The organism is Roseomonas sp. USHLN139 (genome assembly GCF_037145735.1).
In the GTDB taxonomy this organism is placed as follows: Bacteria; Pseudomonadota; Alphaproteobacteria; order Acetobacterales; family Acetobacteraceae; genus Pseudoroseomonas.
The window spans coordinates 83,320-102,405 of the sequence record NZ_JBBCWY010000012.1 but is presented as its reverse complement, the minus strand read 5'-3'; the positions used below and the strand labels follow the sequence as shown (position 1 = coordinate 102,405).

The 19,086-nt window shown below is 66.4% G+C and carries 17 protein-coding genes; 5 read left to right on the top strand and 12 right to left on the bottom strand.

Annotated elements, in window-relative coordinates; translation table 11 throughout:
- Positions 1 to 744: 744 nt before the first annotated feature.
- Positions 745 to 1,119 (bottom strand): response regulator, encoded by a 375-nt coding sequence (locus tag WFI16_RS23640; protein WP_419900313.1) that lies wholly within the window; start codon positions 1,117 to 1,119, stop codon positions 745 to 747.
- 578 nt (positions 1,120 to 1,697) lie between these two features.
- On the opposite strand from WFI16_RS23640, the gene WFI16_RS26980 reads away from it, so the two are divergent.
- A complete protein-coding gene (locus WFI16_RS26980) occupies positions 1,698 to 1,850 on the top strand; it encodes a transposase domain-containing protein (RefSeq protein WP_442970730.1) in 153 nt (50 codons plus the stop codon).
- A 363-nt stretch (positions 1,851 to 2,213) separates the two neighbouring features.
- Here the strand turns inward: WFI16_RS26980 and WFI16_RS23635 are convergent, their stop codons facing one another.
- From WFI16_RS23635 to WFI16_RS23620, 4 genes are all read right to left on the bottom strand, one after another.
- Positions 2,214 to 4,544, bottom strand: a complete 2,331-nt coding sequence (locus tag WFI16_RS23635) for a DEAD/DEAH box helicase (protein WP_419900312.1) — start codon at positions 4,542 to 4,544, stop codon at positions 2,214 to 2,216.
- Positions 4,492 to 5,853, bottom strand: coding sequence for an ATP-binding protein (locus WFI16_RS23630; protein ID WP_419900311.1), 1,362 nt, complete (start codon positions 5,851 to 5,853; stop codon positions 4,492 to 4,494). Before WFI16_RS23630 ends, WFI16_RS23635 begins: the two co-directional genes overlap by 53 nt.
- Positions 5,850 to 8,039: a TerB N-terminal domain-containing protein gene (locus tag WFI16_RS23625; protein ID WP_419900310.1), complete on the bottom strand. Its 2,190-nt coding sequence runs from the start codon at positions 8,037 to 8,039 to the stop codon at positions 5,850 to 5,852. Before WFI16_RS23625 ends, WFI16_RS23630 begins: the two co-directional genes overlap by 4 nt.
- A gap of 907 nt (positions 8,040 to 8,946) precedes the next feature.
- Entirely contained in the window at positions 8,947 to 10,296 is a 1,350-nt protein-coding gene (locus tag WFI16_RS23620; RefSeq protein WP_419900309.1) for an SH3 domain-containing protein, read from the bottom strand.
- Between the two features lie 1,095 nt (positions 10,297 to 11,391).
- On the opposite strand from WFI16_RS23620, the gene WFI16_RS23615 reads away from it, so the two are divergent.
- The gene (locus WFI16_RS23615; protein ID WP_419900308.1) at positions 11,392 to 11,685 is read left to right on the top strand and encodes a hypothetical protein; all 294 of its coding nucleotides are present in this window, start codon (positions 11,392 to 11,394) and stop codon (positions 11,683 to 11,685) included.
- A gap of 131 nt (positions 11,686 to 11,816) precedes the next feature.
- Positions 11,817 to 12,164 (top strand): hypothetical protein, encoded by a 348-nt coding sequence (locus WFI16_RS23610; RefSeq protein ID WP_419900307.1) that lies wholly within the window; start codon positions 11,817 to 11,819, stop codon positions 12,162 to 12,164.
- A gap of 134 nt (positions 12,165 to 12,298) precedes the next feature.
- Here the strand turns inward: WFI16_RS23610 and WFI16_RS23605 are convergent, their stop codons facing one another.
- The 4 genes from WFI16_RS23605 to tnpA all read right to left on the bottom strand — a co-directional run bounded on the left by WFI16_RS23605 (position 12,299) and on the right by tnpA (position 14,865).
- On the bottom strand, positions 12,299 to 12,505 hold the full coding sequence (locus WFI16_RS23605; RefSeq protein ID WP_419900306.1) for a hypothetical protein: 207 nt from the start codon (positions 12,503 to 12,505) through the stop codon (positions 12,299 to 12,301).
- Positions 12,506 to 12,507: 2 nt separating this feature from the next.
- A complete protein-coding gene (gene tnpC / locus WFI16_RS23600; RefSeq protein ID WP_442970731.1) occupies positions 12,508 to 14,046 on the bottom strand; it encodes an IS66 family transposase in 1,539 nt (512 codons plus the stop codon).
- Positions 14,047 to 14,125: 79 nt separating this feature from the next.
- Positions 14,126 to 14,473 carry an IS66 family insertion sequence element accessory protein TnpB gene (gene tnpB, locus WFI16_RS23595; RefSeq protein WP_419900305.1) on the bottom strand — a complete coding sequence of 116 codons (348 nt, stop codon included), beginning with the start codon at positions 14,471 to 14,473 and terminating at the stop codon, positions 14,126 to 14,128.
- A complete protein-coding gene (gene tnpA / locus WFI16_RS23590) occupies positions 14,470 to 14,865 on the bottom strand; it encodes an IS66-like element accessory protein TnpA (protein ID WP_419900304.1) in 396 nt (131 codons plus the stop codon). Before tnpA ends, tnpB begins: the two co-directional genes overlap by 4 nt.
- Before the next feature lie 644 nt (positions 14,866 to 15,509).
- Here tnpA and WFI16_RS23585 point away from each other — a divergent pair.
- Together WFI16_RS23585 and WFI16_RS23580 are read left to right on the top strand one after the other, a co-directional pair.
- Positions 15,510 to 16,079, top strand: a complete 570-nt coding sequence (locus tag WFI16_RS23585) for a protein kinase domain-containing protein (RefSeq protein ID WP_419900303.1) — start codon at positions 15,510 to 15,512, stop codon at positions 16,077 to 16,079.
- Between the two features lie 519 nt (positions 16,080 to 16,598).
- Complete coding sequence (locus WFI16_RS23580; RefSeq protein ID WP_419900302.1) at positions 16,599 to 16,901, top strand: hypothetical protein; 303 nt, start codon at positions 16,599 to 16,601, stop codon at positions 16,899 to 16,901.
- A gap of 358 nt (positions 16,902 to 17,259) precedes the next feature.
- Here the strand turns inward: WFI16_RS23580 and WFI16_RS23575 are convergent, their stop codons facing one another.
- The 3 genes from WFI16_RS23575 to WFI16_RS23565 are packed head-to-tail and all read right to left on the bottom strand — an operon-like array spanning position 17,260 to position 19,063.
- Positions 17,260 to 18,048, bottom strand: a complete 789-nt coding sequence (locus WFI16_RS23575) for an ImmA/IrrE family metallo-endopeptidase (protein WP_419900301.1) — start codon at positions 18,046 to 18,048, stop codon at positions 17,260 to 17,262.
- Positions 18,045 to 18,473 carry a hypothetical protein gene (locus tag WFI16_RS23570; RefSeq protein ID WP_419900300.1) on the bottom strand — a complete coding sequence of 143 codons (429 nt, stop codon included), beginning with the start codon at positions 18,471 to 18,473 and terminating at the stop codon, positions 18,045 to 18,047. Before WFI16_RS23570 ends, WFI16_RS23575 begins: the two co-directional genes overlap by 4 nt.
- Entirely contained in the window at positions 18,470 to 19,063 is a 594-nt protein-coding gene (locus WFI16_RS23565; RefSeq protein ID WP_419900299.1) for a hypothetical protein, read from the bottom strand. The genes WFI16_RS23570 and WFI16_RS23565 overlap by 4 nt, the downstream gene beginning before the upstream one ends.
- Positions 19,064 to 19,086: the final 23 nt, after the last annotated feature.

The following is a 19,086-nucleotide window of genomic DNA, read 5'->3' as shown; positions in this document are numbered from 1 at the left end:
CCGGCAGCAGTGCTAGAGGCTGCGTCTGCCCAGCGACACCCGACTTCGGGTCGGGCCAGCGAACCACATCCAGCAGCAGCGGCTGCTCATGACATGGCAGCAGCAGCGCGTCTGACCGCAACCGCCTAGCCGCATTCTGATGTACCAGAAAACGGACCTAGGCGGCTAGACACACAGCCCCCTCTTGTTCGATCACGACCGCTTTGAGCAGTACAACGTCAACTATGGGCGCCAGCAGGGAAATGAATGCTTGCTGGCTGAGTACTCGTCTAGGTGGTGAGATCAGTGGTTAGGTGTGCTGGTGACATGGCCACAAGTCTGGAGGTGAGAAAATGACGCTACGCCGTCCAAACGTCTCCTCGGACGGTATCGGAGATGGCAAACAAGTTTCGCGAGAGCCTAGAAACACGAGGTTTTCCTCATGGCACGAGCCAAACGTGGAACTTGGTCACCGCCAGCATCGGCATGGCATCAATGGCGCCGGAGAGGCATCGAGACCCGGGAGGGTTGTGAAGACTGCCAATGGCGCTCTGCACTCCTGGTAAGTATTAGGGCCGAAACGGGGTTGCGCTGACTGTAACGTCCTTCCTTCTTCCCTTTCCGCACGCTGCCGCATTGGACAAACCTTTGAAGACTTCGCCTCCGCCACCGGCGTGAGAACGTTAAGGCAAGGCCCGTCGTCGCGGAACAAAGGTTCGGCAAAATTCCATGAGTTGCCGATTCTTCGGCTGTCGAAGGCAGCCGCTACACCTGCCCTCCCTTGTTCGGTTCGCACAGTTGCCGGGCAAACGCCGTAAGGCGGTCTAGCCGGTAAGGTTTTTCCAGCAGGACCGCGGCGGGACTGAACGGCTTCAAACGGTCGCGTATGTTGTCGGCGAACCCCATGGCGACGATGATTGGCACTCTCGGGAAGAGAGCCCGAGCGTGGTGCGCCACGTCGACGCCGTCGTTGCGTCCCGGCATCCGAACATCGGTCACGACAATGTCCACGTGGTCCAGGGCATCCAGGAGCCGAATGGCCTCGTCGCCGCTATCTGCTGCAAAGATCTCGAAGCCATTAATCTCCAGTATTTCCTTGACTATTTCCCGGACCAGGCACTCATCTTCAACCAACAGCACCCTATTCACTTTTCTATACTTTCTTTGAGCCGGGCTCTCGGAGTATTGTGCACTTTCTTCCTCCACGTTCTACATCGAACAACTTACCGCAAACCGTTTCGGTAAAGCAGCCCGGACATTTCACACGTTGGGTGGGAGGCATCCCTGAGGGCCCCAGCGCTACTTTTAACAGTCCATCTACCCGGTCGACCAGAGCCGCCAAGGTGAAGGTCTTGAGCATCAGCTGGATATCACCGTCGCTGCCTTGCAGGGGACGATCGCATCGGCGGTGAAGCCTTTGACGAGAAGGGCCTTGAGGTCGCTCCTTGGAGCGCGGGCGGCCTCAAACATTTAGCGGCCGTCCATGTTGCCGAGCATGCCGATGTCCGAGATCACCAGGTCGATGTGGGCGTCCGACTTCAGAACGCCTAACCCAGAGGCGCCGTCCTGAGCCTCAGGGATATCGTAGCCTCGCTCCTCCAGCGCCTCGGGCTGGCTTTACGGCTGCAAAGAGCACCGGCCATGTCCAGATCCGTAAGCGGTCTATTCGACTGCTTTGCGGCGCATCCGGCTGACCTTCGGACCTGTTGAGCGGTTGGATGGAAGGCGGCAGGCGGGCCGCGGCTATCCAAACCCTGGTAGTAACGGCGGATCTCAACGGCTGGAACCCTCAGGCCGACCTGCGCGAGCTTCTCGACAGCATCCCTGTTCACCCGATCACCCGGATCAGTGAACTCGCCCCCGGAACCTGATGCCTGCCTACAGATGATGCCCGCCAGGTCAGTGTTGCCGTAGCCGCGGTGAACGCTTACACCGGAGTACCTTTTAGGTCCCGAGAGAAAGCCACGCTACAACCCGGAACTCCGCCGTCGTCTCGCCCCAACACCAGCACCTCGGGTACGCAGGCTCGGCTGGCTGCGTCCGGCGGTAGGGAGAGGTTGCTGGCCTGAGTCATTGCTGGTTTGCCTACGTAAACACCGGACGGCGCCTGCAGTGCGCCTATATGGCGCAGAGGTCTGTCTGGTCGACACGCGCTGCGCCACGACCCCACCCAGTCTGCCGGAAGCGGCCTCGCCGTCTGGCCACGCGGCCTTTTCAGGAATCCAGGAGGAAGGTCAAGGCTGCACATCAGAGCTGGGCGGCTCGGGACGACCAGCCGAACCTAGCGGAGCGCCATCGACAGGGCTGCCGTCATCCCCTTCTTCGGTGATCTGCTGGAGCGGCGCCACGGTGGCCTGGATGTCACCAGCCGCCCCTTGTACGCCCAGCATCCAGAAGCCACGCAGTACCGGCGGCGCGATCAGGCCATCGAATTTTCCTGTCGAGATTGCAGCCACATCGGCCGAGATCGCATGAAGGTCCGGTACGCCCGAAATCTGGAGTTCGGCCAGCTTGGCGGCAAGCCGGTGCAGGTCTGGTCGAGACACGGCCACACCGAAGTCGTGGGCCCAGCAGGTGAAACCCACGGCGCCCAGCAGGATGGCGAGCAGCCCGTTCGACCGGGTGCCACGCCAGGTGAAGAGGTGGACGTCATCGCCCACCCGGAAGGCTCGCCGGGCCTCAAGTCCCATGCGCCGGAAGGACTTCCTGCCCTCGTCGAGCAGGCGGGCCAAGGTCACGTCAATCCATCCCGGCTGGTCGTCAGCCATATAGACGGCGAGCATCTCGGCCGCGAGGCGGTCGTCCACTGGCTCAGGCGTGCTGTCCTCGAATGTAGGCGGCGTGCCGCCCTTGTGCGGGTCAACCGTGATGATGCGGGTGGGCTCGTCGACCTCGCGCACGATCCACCGGCGCCCGGCGAAGACGATGAGATTGCCCACCATGACGGGGCTGCTGATTGGGATGGAGCCGAGCGAGCGCCCGCCGGTAACCACGCGCCATTCGTCGCTGCTGGCGAACATGGCGAAGAAGTCGCGTGAGCCCGCCAGCCGCTCCCCCGCCTCGCCCAGCATCAGCACCCCGTCCGGCGCCTGCTCGATGAGCTTGGCAGCCGGGCCGCCCATGCTCCGCAGCAGATCCATGAACAGCGGCGGCTTCACCGACGCGAACGGCCCTGGGCCACAGAGCAGGCGGTAGATGGTCTCGGCGCGCGCACCGCCGCGCTCGCAGATGACGGATAACGTCTGGTGCAGCAGCGCCGATCCCAGTCCGTCAACGCTGCCCGGCGCTTCTACGAATCCTTGCCCGAGGAGGCGGATTGCGGCCACCGCGCGGATGGCCTCCTGACGGATCTGGTCCAACAGGCTTGCATCGGGCCTAAGCTCGTCCTCGATGACGTAAAGGCGCAGGACCGCTGGCGCGTCCGCTCGGCGCCCCGATCGCCCCAGGCGCTGCCGGAGCGAGGACAGGGAGCGTGGCGCCCCGATCTGCGCCACGGAGGCGACCGAGCCGATGTCGATGCCGAGCTCCAGGGTCGAGGTGCAGACGGCCGTAGTCGGCAGCCGCCCATCCTTGAGGCGGCGCTCCAAATCCTCGCGCACTTCCTTGGACAGGTTGCCGTGGTGCGGGAAGAACTCGTTGGGGACGTTGTCGCGCTCGCAAAGGCCGCGCAGCAGGTCGGCTACCATCTCAACGCGGCGGCGAGAGCCGCCGAACACCAAGGAATTCGAACCGCGCAGCGTCCCCATCAGATGGTCCGCCACGGTCCGGAGTGCCAAGTCCCCCTCGCCTTCCGTCGCCTGCGGCCGGAGAGGCTCCACGTAGCCGCGCACCTGGAGCTGCAGGTTGCTGCCACCGGGCGGCGACCGCACCAGCCGGACGCCATGTGGCGCCGCCGGTCGCAGCCAGGCTGAGGCGGCGTCGAGGTCACCCAGGGTCGCGGAGAGCCCGATGCGGCGGGCTGGCTGGGTCGCCAGAGCGTCGATCCGCCGCAGCAGCGATGCGAGGTGAACGCCGCGCGGTCCGGCGAGGAAGGCATGCAGCTCGTCGATGACGATGAAGCGTATGTTACCGAACAGCGCCTTGGCGGCGGCGGGGCGTCGGCTGAAGAGGGCCTCGATTGATTCCGGCGTGATGAGCGCCAGCCCGCGCGGCCGCTTTACCAGGCTGCTCTTTGCCGCCGCTGGCGCGTCGCCGTGCCAGCGAACCACCGACAATCCGAGCCGTTCACAAAGATCCTCCAGGCGGCCGAACTGGTCGTTGATCAACGCTTTCAGGGGGGCGACATAAAGGACCGATAAGCCGCTGACCGGCTCGCCTGCCACTTCGGACAGCACGGGGAGGAAGGCGGCCTCGGTCTTTCCGGCCGCCGTCGAGGCGGCGACAAGGATATCGCCCGCGCCCCGCCGGATCTCTAGGATGGCATGGGCCTGGATCTCACGCAGCCCCGCCCAGCCCTGGTCGCGGACCCAGCGCCTGACCTCAGGGTGGAGGAGGTCGTAGGCGCCTGCGAGATCAGAGCTTGAAGGCGGTGAGTTCATCGTCACGCGGGCCAGCCACGGCGACAACAGGCGCTTCTTTGGGTCCGGCAGCGGCCACCTCGGGCTCCGGGATCTCGGCGTCGTCGTCCGGCACCTCCGGCGAGACCTGCACGTCGCCGAGGAGGGTGCGCCAGTCGGCCCCAGGGTTCTGCTCAATGATGGACAGCAGCTGGCAGAACGCCTTGATGGTGTTGCGCGGGGTCCGGAAGTAGGCCTCGCCAACCCGCTCGTTGCAGTGGGCCATGAAGGTGTTCAGCGCCTCGTCCGGCACCAGGTGCCGCGCGGGGTCGCCACCGGCGAAGACGTTCCTGACGTTGCCGAGCAGCACCATCAGTTCCTCGGGCGTCAGGCTCTGCAGTCGCAGCACCGGGCCGGAGAGATCCACCAGGCCTTCGCGCGCGAAGCTGTTCTCGGAAAGCCGGGACTGCAGGGCAGCGTAGCTGTATAGGCCGCGGCGAGTGTCGGTGAGGAATTCCGGCGTGCCGCCCATGACGAAGCCGATGCCGGTGGTGTTTCCCTGGAGGACGTCGTTCAGGATGGCGAGGATCTGCTCGTAGTTCTGCTCGCGGGCCTGCTTGCTCTGGAGCTTGTACAGGTTGACCATCTCGTCGAAGACCACGAGCAGACCGGCGTAGCCCGCAAGCTTCGCCAACGCCGCCATCAGCTTCAACCCCTCGTAAAGGTCCTGGTCGTTGATGATGTTGCGTACGCCGAGTGCCTGACGCGCCTCGGTCTTGGTGGAGAACTCCCCACGCAGCCAGCGAAGGGCGTTCGCCTTCAGCTCCTCGCTGCCCTCCTCGCTGCCGCGCCAGTAGGCTTCTACCACGGTCGCAAAGTCGTAGCCGCCGCCGCCCTCCTGAAGATGGACCAGACGCTCCTCGAGGGCCCGCTTCACGGCAACGCCCCGCTCGCCAGCCGCCTTCACTACATCAGCCACGAAGCGTTCCAGTACGCTCGCCAGCGCGCCGCCGTCGGGCTTGGTGCGGGTCGCCATGTTCCGCACCGCCTCGCCGTAGAGTGTCCGGGCCTGGCCATTGGACGCCTGCAGCCGTCGGTCGGGCCCGAGGTCGGCGTGGACGGTCAGCAGACGCTTCTCCAGCGCCACCAGCCGCACCAAGCTAAGGAAGAAACTCTTACCGGCACCATACTCCCCGATGACGAAGCGGATGGCAGAACCGCCGTCGGCGATCCGCCCGATGTCGCGCACGAGGGCCTGGAGCTCCCCTACCCGTCCAACCTGGACGTGCTGCAGCCCGACGCGGGGAACGACGCCTGCCTGCAGTGCCTGGATAATGGTGTCGCGATCACGCGGGCGGATCTTGGTCGGTGCGCTCATGGTGTCTCTCGGACGGCAGTGAGTTCGGAACGGAGGTGCTCGGCGACCGCGACGATGTCGTCTTCGTTTTCCAGGATTGGCTCCTCGAAGTGCTCGAACGCCCAGTCGTTGATGGTATCAATTGCGCCCTCAGGGAAGAGCCTACCGCTTTTTGCCAGGGCTTCGAAGGCGGTCATCGGCAGGGAACCTGCGGCGGCGACAGCATCCAGGAGCGTGCCATGCGCGGCGTCCAAACCTGCGAACAGCTCCGCCATCGCGCTTGCCGGTTTCGAGGCAGCAGGTGCCTCCTCGGTTACAGCTTCGGCCTCCTCGTCGAAGATGCTCGACAACAACGATGCGACTTGGCTCGTCTCCTGACGGATGCGTGCCATTCGCTCCGCGTCCAGCGCGATCCCAGATTGCCCGGCAACTCCGCCCGGCTGGGCGAGTGCGACGGGACGCGGCGCCCGAAAGTCGGCGCTGACCCCCTGATGGAGAGCCGAATGCACGGACTCTGGCGGTAGGCCCAAAGTCCTGTGCAGTTTCTCGAGAAATGCGACCTCGGCGCGGGATGCCTGTCCGTCCGCCAAGACGGCTGAGACGGCAGCGCGTGCGATGGCCTGGCGGGCTTCCGGAGGCAGATCGGCCACCTTTTTCAGGGCACCCCCGCCTTTGCTCCGCTCCCGCAGGCGCCAGACGAAGGCTTCTAACCGCACCGACTCTGCCGGTGCCAGGTCCGGCATCGTCCTGGCTTCCCGGAGCAGCGCCTGGAACTCGAGATCAGACACGTCGCCGTCGGCCGACGCCGCCAGGGCGGCCACCTCCATGGCGGCCTTGGCGAGGTGAAAGGCAGGCCGTTCCGGATCGACGGCCGCGCCACCGGCAGCCTCGAACAGCATAACGTCCGCCGTCATCGTGATCGCCTCGCCACCATATCGCCGGTCCGGTTCAATGCCGAATCCGAGCGCGTCGAGCCGTTGAAAGAGTTGGCTGGCGACGCTCACCGGTAGGCGGCTGGCGCCCCGCTCCAGCGGCACGCCAAGCGCTTCAAGCAACCGACCTGGTGCCACAGGCGCCATCAAGGATTCACCCAGCAAGGATTTCACCGTCAGCCTTGCGACTGCCCCCGCTTCGGCCAAGGCTTCCTCGCGTAACGCAGACGGCAGAAGCATCGCGGCCTCCAGCGTCCCCCGCGCCTCCGGCCTTCGGCCCAACAGGCGGCTGTAAGCATCGAGCTCCGTCTGAATCGCTTCGAGCATATCCCGCAGCCCGCGAAGCGGCGCATCGATCGCAGAAATGTCGGGAAGGTTCTCGTGCGGACCAGGAATGCTGACCGAAAAGCCGCTAGCCGCCCGATAGCTCACCGACATGCGTCGCTGCGGCGCACTCACCGGCAGGCCTTTGGGGTGCCTGAAAGCGAACTGATGGGCGAAGAGACTACGGGCTTCCTCAAAGCAGCGCTGGCCCGGCGTCCTGAGCCGTGTTTCGGGGGTGCCGAGAACCCAGAGCAGCGCGTCGTCGGCCCCAAGGCTCCGTCCCTCAGCCAACACAGCCCCGAGGTGCAGGCGCGTCGACAAGGGCAAGTCCTCAGACCAGTTGACCACCGGAGCAGGTTTCGCAGCCGGGATGGCCCTTCCAGTGACGAGCGCGGCGGCCGCCAGGAAAGTGCTGCCGTAGCCTTGGAAAGAGTTGTGGGCGCCGTAGATGCCCAGCAGACGCTCCACCTCAGTAGCCAGCAGGTCCGCCTCAGCGACTTCTCGGTCAAAAAACAACCTGCGCTCGAGGCCGTAGAAGAAGAGGAAGACCAGCCCAATGTCGACCTGCGGATCCGAACGGCCTCCCGCCAGCCAATCGATGTAGGCGCGGCGCCGGGCGGGCGACAGGCCGCCGTATTCTGGCCAGTAGTTGACGTTCGTGATGTCGTCTGCTGCGGCCGCCCGGGCCACGCGTAAGGTCGGGTTGATGAGGCAGCGGTCCGTCCCCCACCCATTTGGGCTCGGCAGGTTCTCGCCCACGTAGATCATGCCGCCTGTGACCCGGGTCCCTCCCAGTCGGACTTCGGTGCCCGGCGGAATCCATCTCGCCAATCCGGGCGTCGCGGATGCTGCAGCCCGCGCGCGCCCCTGCACTTCATCCCGGCGAGACGGCGGGGTGGGCACTGGAGGTTGAGGAAGCGGTGCACCCGGACTAAGCCTGAAGGCGATCATGCCCCGATCATCCCGTGCGCCACTCGGTGGCAGCCCAGGCGACTTCACGGCCGGAGGCACGATGGCCGGGCTTGGCGCCTGCCCGTGCCCAGCATCGCGGACCTCCTGGACGAAGAAGGCAGACAGCTCGGTCGGCGAGCCGGATGGCGGTGGCGGATTGCTAGTACCAGCCGCGGGCGCGGCCGATCCCTTCTGCTGGCCAGCTAGATTGCCGAGTGCCTGGTGGGGCATCTCTAGCGTTGGCTGGGACGCCACCCGAGGCTGATCCGCGCTCCCACCGTTTAACCCAGCCGTCTCGACGGCCTGCTGCCGTCGAGACGCAAGCACCTGGGCGACGATCTCATGAGCAGTTCGCCTGCTCGCGGGCGAAGGCGGCGCCGTTGCCTCTCCCTGGCCACCGCCGTTCCCGGGCACCGGATCGGTAAGTGTCACGAGCACCCGCGTCAGGATCTCCTCGCGGGTTTTCTGCCCTGCTGGCAAGGCCTGAACCGCAGAACCCTGCGGAGGCTCTACTTTCTGAGGTGCAATAGGACCGCCTTGCTCGGCGCCTACAACCGGATACGCCATAACCGCCTCGAAGGCACGGCGCGAGCGCAGTTCGTTGTCAGCCACAAGTTCCTGCTCGCTCAACAGGAGGGGTGCCGAGGACTGGCGTTCCGCCTCGGTGCGCTCGGCGTCGCGGGACCGCAGAGCCCGTCGCGTGAGCAGCCAAACCGCGCCCGCGGCCGCCAAGCCGCCCGCAAGCTGAAGGGTTAGAATGGAAGGCATCGCGCTGAAGAGGTCCGGCTGGCCAGGGACTGGGGAAAGCGGGAATCGAGTGTCATGAGGGCGGGCGATGCTGATCGCCGGTCAGGGGGACAGGGGTAGCCCCGGAGTTGCTGGAATGCTGCCAGGGCGTGGGGGCCGTTCAGTTGCCGCCCTCCAGCAAGCTGGAGTGGACCCACCCCCATGCGTCCGCTTCACCCACCCGCACCCATCCGCCTGACCGGCCGAACACGTTGAGGCGGGTGCCTCCTGATGTGGTCCGCAGGACGTCGGCCGACCCGTTCGGCGCCGAGCGAATGTTCGCGCCGCCAGCCCGTACGACGATCCGCTCCCGCTCCGGTGCGGTCGCTTCCTTGGGCGGAGGATTTGCAGCTACCGTATCCACTGACGTGGACGTCGGTTCAGGGAGGGTCGTCGAGGGTGTGGTTGGGGAGGCGTTCACCTCAACTCGCCCGGTCGGCGCCACGGCAGTCTGGGGTGGTGCAGACGCCTGGGTGAACGGCGCACCCGAACCCGACGCGGTGGCCTGCAGTTCGCCGCCCAGCTGCCCCATGATGAGCAGCCAGACGCTGATGGCACCCGCCACGAGCGCGCCGACGGTATACTCGTGCGCCCTCCCAACAGACGGCGGCGGGGGCACTGACGCCGGTGCTCGCGTGAAAGGTGCAACACGTGGCTCGCCACGAGGTGCTGGCGGCACGCTGGCCAGTGAGCTTTCCTCCGCTGCTATGCACCTCTGGAGTTCGGTGAACGCTGTGGCGAAGCGATGGGCCAGCTCGGGATTGCTGACGAGGTAGCTGGTCGCCGCTATCCCCGGCGCCGAGAAGCGGACGAGGCCGTATCGTACGATCGCGATGCTCCGGTTGTTGGCGTACCGCCGGTCGGGGCTGCCATCCTTGTTCGCCTTCTCCCAGACCCGGGTGACCAAAGTGGCGTCGGCCGGAGGATCGATGTTCTCGGCCACGACCGTCGAAGTCGTATCCAGCCGGACATCGAGCAGGCTCACCGCCTTCGTGTCCGCCTTCGCACTGACCATCGCGAAGCCAGGGTAGAGCTCGAGCCCGCCGCCGGAATGCCTGAACGCCAGCCCTGGCCAATCCGATTCAACGTGTGGCGGCAGTGCCGGAGCGGGCTTCACGGCCTGCCTCTGCAACACCGCGCCGAGCACAGGAACGGCGACGGTACCCTCCGCCGTGCTCGTTGTGACCCAGATGGCGCGGGTCGTGCCCAAGGCGCGGAAGGCCAGGGCCAGGTTGCGGAAAGCCTCGAGCGTCGATGGCCGGAAGGCGAAATGGAGTGACGTCCAGCTGCCGTTCCTGCGGGCAACCGCCTCCTCAAGCTTCCTTTCGGCCGCCGCCAGTCTGGACCTCAGGGCTGGCAGGCGCCATCCGATGAAGGCGTTCAAGGGGAACGTCGAGGCGCGAGCCACCCGGCGGAAGGCAGCGTCGCGTGCAGCCAGGTGCTTGGGAAGCTCGGTCTCGAGCTGCCTCACCCCTCCAGAGACCGAGTCCAAGATGGAGACGACGTGAGCCAGATCGAGGTCCGCCTCCCCAGGAACGTCACTTCGCACGCTGGGAGGGGCCGCAACCCTGCAGGAGGCCCTCAGGTGGCCACCAATCAAACGAAATTCGATTTCCGGACAACCGGATGAAGCAATGCTAGCCGCCTCTGACATGCACAGGTTGTATCATGACACGACCGCGTTACGAAAGGTCATTGCGATCCAGTCACGGCTGTTATCCGCCTTTTGGGCATAGGAGACCTGGGGCGGGTAACTTCATGGTTGGAAGAAGTTCGCGCTGCTGCGACTGACCAGCGTGCTTTCCTGGCGACCTAGAACGGCGCCATGGGCGCCTGCGCCCGGCGTGCGGCAAGCTCGAGGCTGCGGCGCCAGCAGAAGCCAATTGTTGACGTGGATGAGCGTTGGCGGTGGTGGCGCGTCCGGACGCGAGCGTCCCCAACTGGAGACGCGGTAGGTAACCCATGCCCCCGGACCGGCACGTTCCGTCACCAACCGGGTAACCGTGCCCACCAGCCGATCCAGCAGCGCAGGCGGGTGATTTCGCTTCACCTAGAATCTATTCAAGATTCGGGGCTAATTCCTTCAACAAAATCGGACGCTTATGGCCGTCGTCCCCTACGGATCGCGCGGAACTTCACTGCGGACCGCGCCCGGAACGTATCGACTTCGATCGGTTTATCCCAAGAGCGCGGGGGGGCGCCCTACAGCCAGATGAGGCTGCGGTTTACCGTGGAACTCCACGCCAGATGCCGAGGCGTCGTTAACCGTGGTGTTCCACGGCGTCATCGTTATTCCTTGGCATGGTTTGGCCCGGCTGGTGCGCCCGGAGGCACAGCCGCTGATGGTGCAGGCGGCGACGGTTCGCGGATGCTGGGGCCGCCGAAGGATTGACCCAGGAGACCAACGGCGTCGCGTGCCCGCGGCACCTGTCCGCGGCCGTGCGGCAGCACGGCGCCGTTCCTGTGATTGGACCGGCGATCGCCTCGGCGCCACCTTCGCCGCCGCGCGTCCGAAGGCCAAGCCGATGGCCGCAAGGAAGCGTGGCGCGATGCAGAAGGAAAGCGCATGCCCGAGAAGGAATCGACGTTCAGAGGACACACCCCTGCCCCGCTGGCGCGGCCGGAAGGACAGGCGCCGGTGGTGTGGGGCCCCAACGGGTCGTGGATGCTGGAGCTGGCGCGCGGCGCGGACGGCGCGTTCGAGTTCGCGTACGAGCGCGTCGGCGGCATCGTCCGCGTGACTGGCCAGGCGGTGCTGCGGCAACCGGCCGGTCAAGTCCTGCAGCCGGTCACCGTCGTCATGCGCGAGGAGGACGCCGGGAAGCGGGGGGCGGGAGTGCTGGGAATCCTTGGATCCTGAGGGCAAGCGGCCGCCATCTCAGAAAGGAATGGGTCCAACCGGTGAGCTGAGCACCCGGCCTTCGGAACAGCCGCCTGTCGTACCGATGGCTCGGTGGCTATAGATTGCCCGCGAGACAACGAGCAGTGATCATGCCCGACGACAGCACCGACCTCCCGACCAAGTCCGAAGAGACACAGCGCGGCGCCGTGATTGGCGCACGGGTTGCCTTCGCAGAAATCGAGAGGGACAGCACGGGACTTTCCGAGCCCTGCCATGCCATCACCTTCCGGCATCCGCCGCTGGCAGATAAGACAATCGCGTTTGCGGCCAACGGCCGAGATCAGCTGGTCGAGGCGCTCAGCTCCGCGTCGGTGGATCGCCTGGTGCGTCGAGTGGCGGGTGCGGACATGGCTGCCTTCGAGGCGCGCATGGCCGTGTTCGGGCAGTCGTCCAACAGCATCACGTCGGCGCCTGATGCCGGGAACATCAATGATTAGGCTACCCGTTCGTTGGTGGAGGACGTGCGCGCCTCCCCGACCTCAGGCGACCTCTTCCTCGTCTCAGCCCAACGCCCGACAAGCTGTCCGTACCCATCCGGGGAAGGCCGCGGGTGCCGACGGTGGGGGAGCGATCACCGCCTCTGGTCGGCGATGAGCTCCTTGAGGCTTTCGATGCCCCGCATGGTGAAGCCGAGCGTTTCCCGGTCCTCGATGTCGTAGATCCAGAGGCAGCCGTCCTCTGGTTCCAATTGGTCCGCGATCTGGTCGAGCAGATCGACGCTCTCGCCGAGCATCTCGGCAGCGCGGGCGATGGTGAATACGTGGCTGGGTGCGGCCATGGTCAGGCTGCCTCCGCGGCTGGTGCTGCCTGCGCGGCCTTCCACGTCCACGGCAGCAGCTCGTGCAGGCGGGAGGCTGGATGGTCGGCGATGCGGGCCAGCACGTCGGCCAGCCAGGCACGAGGATCGACGTCGTTCATCTTGGCGGTGACGATCAGCGAATACATCGCCGCAGCGCGCTCGCCGCCGCGGTCGCTTCCGGCGAACATCCAAGCGCGCCTGCCGAGCGCCACGCCGCGCAGCGCGCGTTCCGCCGCATTGTTGGTCAGGCAGATCCGGCCATCCACCAGAAAACGGGTGAATGCCTCCCAGCGCACCAGCATGTAGTCTATGGCCTTGGCCAGGTCAGCGTGGCGCGACATGCGGGCGCGCTGCTCGCGCATCCAGCGTTCCAACTCGGCGACCAGCGGCGCGATCCGTTCCTGCCGCACCGCCATGCGCTGCTCGACGGGCAGGCCGTTGATGGCGCGCTCGGCGTCGAAGATCGCGTCGATCCTCCGCACCGCCTCCGCTGCCAACGGGGACCGCGCCACCTCCGCCAGCTTGAACAGCTTGCGCCGGGCATGCGCCCAGCAAGCGGCCTCGCGGATCGGGCCCGGCTTGCGGTTCGCAGCGTAGAGGTCATTGAACCCGGCATAGGCATCGGCCTGCAGGATGCCCTGGTAGCCCGCCAGATGGCGTTGCGGATGTTCGCCGGTGCGGTCACGCGAGTAGCGGAACATCGCCGACGGCGGGGCGGGCCCGGCAAAGGGCCGGTCGTCACGCAGATAGGTCCAGATCCGGCCGGTGACGGTGCGGCCCCTGGCCAGCACTGGCACTGTGGTGTCGTCGCCATGCAGCCGAGCTGCGGCCAGCACATGCGCGTCAATCAGCACCATCAGCGGTGTCAGCATGGCAGTACAGGTGCCGACCCAGTCGGCAATGGTCGAAACGCTGAGCTCGATGCCCTCGCGGGCATAGGTCTCGCTCAGACGGTTCAGCGGCAGATGCTGGCCGAACTTGGCCTCCAGGATCATCGCCAGCAGCTGCGGCCCGGCGCGGCCCCGCACGATCGGGTGGAACGGTGCCGGTGGCTGAGTGATGGCCTCGCAGGATCGGCACGAGAATTTCTCGCGCACGGTTTGGATTACCTTCCACTGCCGAGGCACGACTTCCAGGGTTTCGGTGATGTCCTCGCCCAGCTTGGCTAGCTTGCCGCCGCAGCACGGGCAGACGCTGGAGGCCGGGAGCACCACGCGCTCCCGCGGTAGGTGCTCTGGCAGCGGCGCACGCACGGGCCGACGGCGCAGCGTCTCGGATGGGATGCGCGGCTCGCCGGTCTCGGCCTTGGTGGCGTCCTCGCTGGCCGCGGTGACCCGTTCGCTCAGCTCCAATTCGAGCTGGTCGATCAGCTTGCGGCCACGTTCCGACGAGGCGCCGAACCTGTCGTGCTTGAGCTTGGCGATCAGCAGCTTGAGGTGGGCAACCATCGCCTCGGCGCCCACGGCACGCGCCTCGGCCTCCTGTCGCGCCAGTTCCGCAGCCGCGAGCGTGGCACGCAGCGCCTCGACTTCCTGGCAAGGGTGGGCGGCGACGACATCCTGCGTGAAGTGAATCACGCGCCAGGTCGCCGCGCCAGCGCTATCCCGCCACCTCCGGCCGCCAGCTGCGCTGCGGGTTTCGCCAGTCGATGCCGTCCAGCATGTAGGCCAGCTGTGCGCCGGAGATCGCCACGGAGCCATCCGTCGGCGAAGGCCAGATGAACCGCCCGCGTTCCAGCCGTTTTGCATAGAGCGACATGCCGAGGCCATCATGCCAGACGATCTTGATCAATGATCCGGCCTTGCCACGGAAGACGTAGAGATCGCCCGCATGCGGATCGCGCCCGAGCGCCTGCTGCACCTGCAGCGCCAGGCCGTTCATGCCACGCCGCATGTCAGTGTGGCCGACCGCGAGCCAGACCCGCACACCCGATGGAACTGGGATCATCCGCGCAACACCAGGAGCACGCGACGCAGCGCCGTGGCACTGATGCCCTCGCTGACGTGAATCACCGTTCCGTCCGACAAGGCGATCTCGATCCGGTCGCTATGGCAGGCGCAAGGGCTGCCCGGTATGGCGGAGGCCGTCGGTTCTGCTGGCGGCGTCGCCACCGGCAAATCCGACACAACGCGCAGCGGCATGAAGGTCGTCTCCTCGGCCGCCAGCGCCCCGCGTCGCAAAGCATCACGCCACTGCCACAGCAAGCCGCGGCTCACCTCGTTCCGGCGCGCCACCTCTGCGAAGGTCACGCCCGGCTCCCTCAACTCGGCCAGGATCCGTAGCTTATCCTCCCCCCGCCAATGCCGCCGCCGCTCCACCCCGGTGATGATCTCCACCACGCCCACTGCCTCCGTCCTTAACAGCGCTCCAAAGAACGCCCGTAAGATCACAAGACAGGTTCAGCCGCTGGGTGGTAGGCGGCCGTCACCGGATGGATACAGCTGTCCTGGGACATTGCCGGTATCGGAGTTCCCGTGTGGAGGTTCAGGTGCGTCGGATCATGATGGCGGCGGCGGCCGCAGTTGCCGCGAACCTGCTGAGGATGGCGCCGAACGATGCCTCGGCGGCCCCGGCCGCCACTTCCGTGACCGCGCCGCCAGCGGTGGCGCAGACCGTGCAGTACTGGGACCCTGGGCAGTAAGACCGAGGCTGGGAGAGGCGACAGCAGTGGCGGGAGTGGCGCCGGGAACGGGACGAAGCCCGCATCGCCGAGGCCGCGCGGCGCGAAGCCTGGCGCATCGAGCAGGAACGCGAGCAGCGCCGAGCGTGGCGGCACCAGCAAGGTTATGGCGCGCGCTACGAACGCGGTTGGTGATGGAAGGCCGCAGCGGCTGGGGCCTTGCAGCCACCATAGGTTGCCGAGGCCTTGATCCTCGTGCCCCGCCGGGCGTGCAGCGACATGTAGCCGGTCCGGGTTGGCCGGGCTGCTCCCCTCTGGCAGACGTCGCGCTATGATGCGCCCATCGTCGTCTGGAGATCGAGGATGCTGCTGCGCCTGAACCGCGAGTGGACACTGGGGGACCGGATCGGGGCCGGTGGCTTCGGGCAGGTGTTCGAGGCTCAGTGCACCTCCGGGGATGTTGGTCCCGCCGTGGCAGAACTCGTCTCGAAGGCACCGGGCGCCCAGCGCGAGATGCTGTTCACGCAGATGGAGGGGATCCGGAACGTCGTCCCCGTCATCGACAGCGGTGAGACCGACGGCCACTGGGTTCTGATTATGCCGCGCGCGCAGGCGTCATTGCGGCAGCACGTCACGGACTCCGGGGGCACCTTGCCCCTGGAAGATGCGCTGTCCGCGATGGCTGACGTCGCCATGGCGCTATCCGACAGCAACGGCAAGGTTGTGCCCCGTGACCTGAAGCCAGAGAACGTCCTGCTTCTTGATGGCAGGTGGTGCCTCGCAGATTTCGGCATCTACCGGTACGCCGAGGCGACCACGTCGCCGGACACCCTGAAGAACGCGACGAGCCTCGCGTACCCCGCCCCGGAGCGGTGGAGGGGAGAGCGTGCCACCGGCGCGGCTGACGTGTATGCCCTGGGCATCATCGCCTAGGAACTCGTGTCCGGGTCCCGCCCATTCCCCGGGCCTGACATGCACGATTTCCGGGAACAGCACCTGCACGCCGATGCGGTGCCGCTGGCAGGATTCTCCATTGCCCTGGCGTCCGTCATCGCGGAATGCCTCTACAAGTCGGCCGGTACCCGACCCAGCCACGCTAACCTCCTCACACGCCTCGAGGCGGCCCAACGCCCCGGCCTCCCAGGGCAGGGGCCGCCTGCGTGAGGCAAACGGGATAAACGTCGCGCGTATGGGCCAGGAGGCCCGACAGGCGTCATCTGCGCGTTCAGATGCGGAAGGCGCCGAGACCTCGTCCGCGACGCGCAGGCTTCCTTCAGGCGGCTGAGCGAGCAGGTGCACGATGCCATCAAGACGGATGCTCCGACAGCTACCATCCGCACTGCACAGGACGGCGGCTGGTCCGCGTCGCTTAACGGGGCGACCCTGTCCTTGAACAACGTCGTCGCCGTGCCCGAGAAGCCGTGAGAAGGCTGGGAGGCGCCCGCCTTCAACGTGGCTGCCGCGACCTCCATTGAGTTGCGGATGCCCTCGAATCGCTACGACTACGACGGCCGCTCGCACGCCCTCTGGTTCGGCGACATCAACAAGGCGGGCCGATACGGCTGGTACGAGGCTGCCTTCATGCTGAGCCCTTTTTCACACCAGCGTTCCCGGCTCGCACCGTTCTCCCTGCCGCCCGGCGAGGCATCCGCGAAGGCGCTATGGACCGGGATGGCAGAGTACCAGATGGCTTGGCCGTTCACGCCTTTGGCTTCGCAAAGCCTGGAAGATTTCATCGACCGGTGGCTCGGCTGATTCGCTGACGGAACCCAAGGGAAGCTACACCATCCCAGTTCTATGCCGGAGCGGCGCCCGGAAGGATCCTGGCGCCGATGAAAACCCTGCCCGGCACCGGATTGGGCGCGGCAGCTCGGCCGTACGCACGCATCGCCGCATCCTCCGAACTTGTTTCTTCCAGACGGATGGTGGCAGTCCCTTCGTAAAGCCGGGCACCTGGCAGGCGATGGCGAGGACCGTTCGATCTACCTGCGGGAGCCGGATGGCGGCACGGGTCCCAAGCGTCCCGGGGCCAAAGAAGGCAAATGGTTCACCCAGGAAGGTGGACACCTCGGCAAGTTGCCCGACGCTCCGACCCTCCTCGAACTGTGTCCACTCAGCGCCAACGTCCTTCGCGCTCCTGGAGCATTCCCTCGTCCTTGATGCTCAGGATAGTCACGATCTCTCCGTCGGCAACCCTGAATGACTGCTCCTGGACCTCGTACTGCTGGGCCTCGGACCGGTCGAACCACGCCTCGGCTCCGATCTTCCTCGGGAACGCCTGTTCGGCGCCGCGCCCATGGAGCAGGTCGAAGGCGTAACTCTCGGCGTCCAGCTCCGAACGTGGAAACCACCGCGACGGCACGTCGGGCGACCTCGCGAACCACTTCCGCCCGTGCAGCCCATGGCACACCAGTATCGAGGGACTGTGGCTCGCCTCTACGAGCTTGATGGCAGTGGCGGACAGGCTCGCGCCGAACCGGCCAGCCAGATCCCGCAGCACCTTCACCGTGAGCTGAGGATGGCGGCGTGCCAGGGGCGTCAGGAGATACGGAGGAAGCAGCAGATCCGCGGCGAAGCGGTTCGCTGACTTCTCGATGTCCTGCGAACCCCTGCTATCGCCGATGTCGTCGCAGCGGCAAAGCAGGGTCCTGCCGCGATGAAAGTGCCAATGCCCGAGTTCGTGTGCCACCGAGAACCGCCTCCGCTGCGGGATGGCGCGCTCGTCGACGGTGATGATCGCTTTGTCGCCGACGCCCACGATGCGCGCCTCGCAGCCGTCCAACTCCCGGTACTTCACCTTCACCACGCCCATCTGCCAGGCGATCGCCTCGAGGTCGATCTCCTCCGGCTCGGTGACCCCGAGGTACTGGAGCACCTTCTCGGCGGGCGAAAGCGTGTTCAACTTTCCTTCCCTTCTTCCTCGATGAGCGCATTGAGTTCGGCGAGATCCTCTTCGACACCTTTGAGATCGCGATCCAATTGTTCCCCGCCATTGCGCGCCGCCATCGTGAGCTTGCGCGCGTTGCCGACATCATTCGCCGCCCGACCCGCGAAGCCAGCGGACTGTGATACGGGAATGCGACCATGAGGCGCCACGGAGCGATGCGCGGCGGCCGCCGCCTTTGCCGCCGCCATCCGCGTCTTCCCGCTCTCCAGGCGGGCGCGCTCGAGCATGGAGCGCATGACAGCCGCCTGCGCCTCCAGGTCGATGCCATCCTCGGCCGCCTCGGCGGCTATCTCGTCGTCCGTGGCGCCCAGGATGTCGTCGATCAGTGCGTCCTCGAGGCGCCGCACCGCGTCCCTGTCCTTGGTCGGACCCTTGCTCATGGCTGGCCTCCCTCGGCCTGAAGCTTGCTCAACCGCCGCCTGATCAGGCGGCGCTTGCTGGCGTACGCCGTCGGATCGAGTTCCGTGAGGCCGCGCAGCGCCTCGCCTTCCATTCCTTCGAGCATGCCCTCAAGGAGAATCTGCGCGTCGAAGTCACCCTCGAAGGCAGCCACGACCCTCTCCTTGAGCCTCTCGGCCGCCTGCTCCCCGGCCAGGGCCTCTTCGGGGGTCGGTCCGGCATCGGCCATGTCGATCACCAGGGCGCCGGAGCCGTCATAGAGGGACGCGGCCCGCCGCGCCGGTGAGCGCTTGACCTTCGCCCGCTCCCCGTGGGCGACGCTCTTTATGACCCCTGCCAGGAACGTCACCAGCGGCATCCCCTGCGGCCAGGGTCGGCCTCCATCGAGAACCCGCAGCATCGTTTCCTGCAAGAGCTCATCCTCCCCGCCCTTCCCCCCGGCGGCCAGGGCGGCCGCGATCTTGCGCAGCCGCGCCCAGCCGAGGGCATCGAGGTTCTCCAGTGCATCGTCGATCTCGTGGGGCTGGCGGAACGCCTTGCCCTCGTCGGCCACGGACGGTGGCTCGTCCATCTGTGAATCCTTATGCGCGGCGC